The sequence below is a fragment of the Pseudomonas sp. genome, assembly GCF_050739995.1.
GTDB lineage: Bacteria > Pseudomonadota > Gammaproteobacteria > Pseudomonadales > Pseudomonadaceae > Aquipseudomonas.
Window position 1 is genome coordinate 1 of sequence record NZ_JBOICG010000490.1, and the last position, 4,782, is coordinate 4,782.

Genomic DNA, 4,782 nt, shown 5'->3' on the forward strand with positions numbered 1-4,782 from the left:
GTGTTTCAGTGAGACCGGGGTGTCTGGGTTTGGGGCGGCTTCGCCCCCCAGCGCGGGGCAAGCCCGCTCACTACAACAGATCCAAACGAACGTCTGTATCGGGTAGCAGTCTGATGTCAGGCCCAAGCACGGGTAGTCATACATCAGCGCCAAGTCAATGAGATTCTGGGTTTATTTATGTGCGCAAAAAACGCCCGATCTGACTGAAGGCCTTGTAAGTCGGGGCTTTCAGCCGTAAAAACTGGCTCTGTTCACAAGGTTATCCACAATTTGTGTGGATAACCTTTTCTGTCAGCTGGAACTGGAGTGACGAATGAAACCACCCTTCAATTTCACCCGCTTCCTGCCCATGGCTGCACGTCTGCTCGGGCGTGGCCGTTTGCCGACCTTGCTGTTTGCCGTGGCGGCCAAGGGCTCAAGCCAGGGTAATCGCCTGGGCAAGCTCAAGGACGATCTCAAGCTGCTTCAGGCCCTTTGCCTGGCCTACTGGAGGGGCGAATACCGGGCGATCAGCCCGAAGGCACTCATTTCGGTGGTGGCGGGGCTGATGTACTTCCTGAGCCCGATTGACGCGATCCCGGACTTTATCCCGGTATTCGGCATGCTGGATGACATCGCCGTGCTGGCATGGGTCATGAAGAGCCTGGATGGCGAGCTGAGCGCTTTTCGTGCCTGGCGCGATGCCCAGCGCCCAGAAAAGCTGGCGGTCGTTGAACGGCTGCCTGCGACGCCTGAGCTGCTGTCCCAGGAAAACCCGCAAAAAAACTGATGACGCTTATATCCCCCTGCGACCTTTGTGGCTGTTAGGATTACACTTCTAAGGAAAGAACTTACTTAGTAAGTGTTGTTATCCTACGGGGCAGTCATGGATATTCAGATCATTTCACGTAATGGCGAACCCGAGTATGCGGTGTTGCCATGGGACCAGTACCAGGCGCTGCTAAAAGCTGCCGGCCAGCAACAACCCGCACCGACTCCATCTTCTGCCACCCAGGTCGTTCCCGATCAGGCTTTGCGCCCGCTCGCCGACCTGCGCGCCCTGCGTGAGGGCAAGGGCTTGGCCATTGAGACCCTGGCCCGCACCGTGGGTATCAGCCCCTCGTATCTTGGATTGATTGAAAGTGGTGAACGCCAGCCGGATGCCGCCATCCGCCGCAGCCTGGCCTGGGAATTGGGCGTTGCAGGTTGGAGGGATGAATCTTGAGCCTACGTATCAGCCGTCAACACTGGGATGGGTTACTCAACGAACTGGATCAGGCGCGTCGCCAGCGCCATCTGCTGACTTACCGCGCGCTGCTGGAGCGCCTGCAATTTCCTACCCCGGCCATGCAAACTCTGGCTGCCGCCCTCGAACACCTGGCGGCGTTGGATGCCAAGGCTGAGCAGCCGTTGCGCAGCTCCCTGGTGATCAGCCAGGGCGCCAGCCGCTTGCCACGTACCGGTTTCTTTGAGTGTGTGGAGCGCCTGGGGCGCTTCAGCGGGCCATCCGATGGGGTGGCCGCCGCCTCGTGGCATGCCTCGGAAGTGGTGCGGGTGTTCGAATACGAGTACCCGGAATCCGCCGAGGCTTAAAGCGCCTGGGGCAGCCTGTCCAGGCTGTCGATCACATGGATGCTGTAGCCGGCCACATCCTTGGCATGGTGTTTGGCCTGGGAAGCCAGCTCTGCCAACTGGCTGGCATCCAGTTGTCCACACGCTTGTGGATACAGATGCACCACGCCGATGGACAGCGACAGCAGCGCAAACTCCTGGCGTACACCCTGGCGGTTCAATGCCACGAAGCAACCGGCGTCGAGGTGCTCGGCGCGGTAGAAACGCCGGCATTGGGTATGGAAATCATCCAGCAACTGGTTGAGCCGCTTGCGCCAGTCCTGCGGGCCGAGCACCAGCAAAAAGTCATCACCGCCAATATGCCCGACAAAGTCGCGGCTGGGGTCGATCCGATCGTTCAGGCACTGCGCCAGGCACAACAACACCTCATCTCCGCGCCCGTAGCCGTAGATATCATTGAACGGCTTGAAACTGTCGATATCCACGTAGCAGATCACCGATTCGCGCTGTTGCTGCAGCAATCGTGTCAGGCACTGCTGGATTGGCACGTTGCCCGGTAGCAGGGTCAGCGGGTTTGCATAGCGCGCCTGTTGGATTTTCAGTTCGGTGATCAGCTTGAGCACATCGATCACCCGGCCCAGGCCCAAGTAATCCCCGTTGAGCGTGATGATGAAATCTTCTTCGATGCGTTGTCGTGCACGGCTGGTCAGCAAGCGGCTGACTTGCTGAAGCGATTGGCTCAGTTCCACGGCCAGGAAGTCATCGCTCATCAAGCGGCTGATGGGCTTGCGCGCAAACAGGTCAGTGGCAAAGGGCTTGAGCAACGCGTCGGACAACGAGTGTCGATGCACAATGCCCACCGGGTGGCCACGCCGGTCCAGCACGGCCAGCGAGTTGAGGTTGGCTTGGCGGCGGAATGACTCCAGCACCTGGGCGGTAGCGGTGTCCTGGTCCACCGCCGGCTGTTCGTTGAGCAGGGCGCTGAGATCGCTGCCTTCTTCATTGAGGGCGATGTTGGCGTTGTCTTGCTTGGGCAGCATCAAGCGCGCTTCCTGCGGCGGGTGTTCCTGCGGGCGGCAGAGCAGATAGCCCTGGACCAGATCGACGCCCATCTCAGTCAACACCGCCAACTCCTCAGGCAATTCGATGCCTTCGGCAATGACCTGGGCGCGGGACGCCTTGGCGATTTGCAGGATGGAGCCGACGAACTCGCGCTTGAGCGCGTCCTGGTGGATACCGTCGATGAAGTGTCGGTCGATCTTCACGTAATCCGGGCGCAGTTCTGACCATAGGCGCAGGCTGGAATACCCGGCCCCCAAGTCATCCAAGGCAATTGAAAAACCCATGTTGCGGTAATGATGCAGGGCGGTTTGCAGCAGTTCGAAATCGTCGGTGGGGGTCTGCTCGGTCAGTTCGATCACTACCTGGCTCGGCGGAATGCCGTAGTCGCGCAGCAGTTGCAGGGTGCGCCCTGGCTGGTGCGCGGTCTCCATCAGGGATTCCGGAGAGACATTGAGAAACAGCTTGCCCGGCAGCTTCTGTTCACTGAAGCGCCGACAGGCGCTTTCGCGGCAGGCTATTTCCAGTTCGCTCAAGCGTCCGGCCTGGTTCGCCACGCAGAACAGCGCGACGGGGGAATGCAGTGGGCTGTTGGACGGGCCGCGACTGAGGGCTTCGTAGCCGAGGATGCGCCGTTCAGACAGACAAATGATGGGTTGGAACAGGCTGTGCAAACTGCCTTGAGCCAGGATAGAGCCCAATGCATTCAGCTGTTCGGTCATGGTCATGGCGATCTCGATCGAAAAAAAAGGACCGCTGGCGTGACGCCAGCGGTCCTTCATTTCACGACAGAATGATGTCTATATGATGACACTCCGAGGAGCGTTCACATTAAGTTGCCATCATTTACTGCTTGGCCACCTGCTTGCTGAGCTTGAGGTAGTCCAGCAGGATTCGGCCGGTTTCGGCCAGGTAGGCATCGTCTTCCGGTTTGGTTTTTTCCGCTTCGGCCGGCAGTGCATCTTCATCTTCTTTCTTCAGTTCCTTGAGCGGGTCTTCGCCTTTGGCCTTGCGGCGAGCGTTTTCCAGCACCAGTTGCTGATTCTCGATGTCGGTGTGCTGCGCACGGCGATCCGCCTCGTTGAGGCTGACGGTTTTCTCTTCCATCAGCTTCTTGGCGAGGGCCAGTTTGTCGCGGATGAACACGAACTCGGCATCCTTGGCGGAGCGAGCAGCATGATCAGCCTTCAGCTGTGCCAGGAACGGTTTGAACGGGTCCGACGCCGGCTTGATCGCAGGGCGGATGGTGTCCCACGGCATGGCTTCAGGCAGGGCGCTCTCGCCGATTTCCTTGGTGTCGATGATCGACGGGAAGTCGACATCCGGCAGTACGCCCTGATGCTGGGTACTTTGACCGGAAACCCGGTAGAACTTGGCCAGGGTCAGTTTCAGTTCGCCATGGTTCAGCGGCTGAATGGTCTGCACCGTGCCTTTACCGAAGGTCTGGCCGCCGATGATCATCGCACGGTGATAGTCCTGCATGGCGCCGGCGAAAATCTCCGAGGCCGACGCCGAGAGACGGTTGACCAGCAACGCCATCGGCCCTTTGTAGAAGGCGCCCGGGTTCTCGTCTTCCAGCACGTCGACACGGCCATCGGCGTTGCGTACCAACACTGTCGGACCTTTGTCGATGAACAGGCTGGTCAGCTCGGTGGCTTCCTGCAGGGAACCGCCGCCGTTGTTGCGCAGGTCGATGACCACGCCGTCGACTTTGTCTTTCTGCAGTTCTGTCAGGATTTTCTTAACGTCGCGGGTGGTGCTCTTGTAGTCCGGATCACCGGCACGGAAGGCCTTGAAGTCCAGGTAGAAGGCCGGGATTTCAATCACACCCAGCTTGTAATCCTTGCCATCCTGCTTGAGGTTGAGGATTTTCTTCTGCACGGCCTGGTCTTCGAGCTTCACCGCTTCGCGGGTGATCGACACGATCTTGCTGGTCTGGTCGTTCGGTGCATTAGTGTGCGGAATCACTTCCAGGCGCACGACGCTGCCTTTTGGCCCTCGGATCAGCTTGACCACTTCGTCCAGGCGCCAGCCGACCACGTCGACCATCTCTTTGTCGGCCTGGGCCACACCGATGATCTTGTCGGCCGGGGCGACTTGCTTGGTCTTGTCGGCCGGACCTGCCGGTACCAGACGTACGATCTTGACCTGGTCATTGTCGCTTTGCAGGAC

5 protein-coding genes are annotated in these 4,782 nt (G+C 59.3%); 3 read left to right on the top strand and 2 right to left on the bottom strand.

The window, feature by feature from the left end:
- Positions 1–313 precede the first annotated feature (313 nt).
- The 3 genes from ACRESD_RS16185 to ACRESD_RS16195 all read left to right on the top strand — a co-directional run bounded on the left by ACRESD_RS16185 (position 314) and on the right by ACRESD_RS16195 (position 1,572).
- On the top strand, positions 314–769 hold the full coding sequence (locus ACRESD_RS16185; protein WP_431751848.1) for a YkvA family protein: 456 nt from the start codon (positions 314–316) through the stop codon (positions 767–769).
- A gap of 96 nt (positions 770–865) precedes the next feature.
- The gene (locus ACRESD_RS16190; protein ID WP_431751849.1) at positions 866–1,204 is read left to right on the top strand and encodes a helix-turn-helix domain-containing protein; all 339 of its coding nucleotides are present in this window, start codon (positions 866–868) and stop codon (positions 1,202–1,204) included.
- On the top strand, positions 1,201–1,572 hold the full coding sequence (locus tag ACRESD_RS16195; protein WP_005786715.1) for a hypothetical protein: 372 nt from the start codon (positions 1,201–1,203) through the stop codon (positions 1,570–1,572). The genes ACRESD_RS16190 and ACRESD_RS16195 overlap by 4 nt, the downstream gene beginning before the upstream one ends.
- On the opposite strand, the gene ACRESD_RS16200 is transcribed toward ACRESD_RS16195, so the two are convergent.
- Positions 1,569–3,338 carry a bifunctional diguanylate cyclase/phosphodiesterase gene (locus ACRESD_RS16200; RefSeq protein ID WP_431751850.1) on the bottom strand — a complete coding sequence of 590 codons (1,770 nt, stop codon included), beginning with the start codon at positions 3,336–3,338 and terminating at the stop codon, positions 1,569–1,571. The two genes, ACRESD_RS16195 and ACRESD_RS16200, sit on opposite strands and share 4 nt — an antisense overlap.
- Before the next feature lie 118 nt (positions 3,339–3,456).
- Positions 3,457–4,782 (bottom strand): carboxy terminal-processing peptidase (locus ACRESD_RS16205; RefSeq protein ID WP_431751851.1); only part of this gene is annotated, 1,326 nt, incomplete at its 5' end.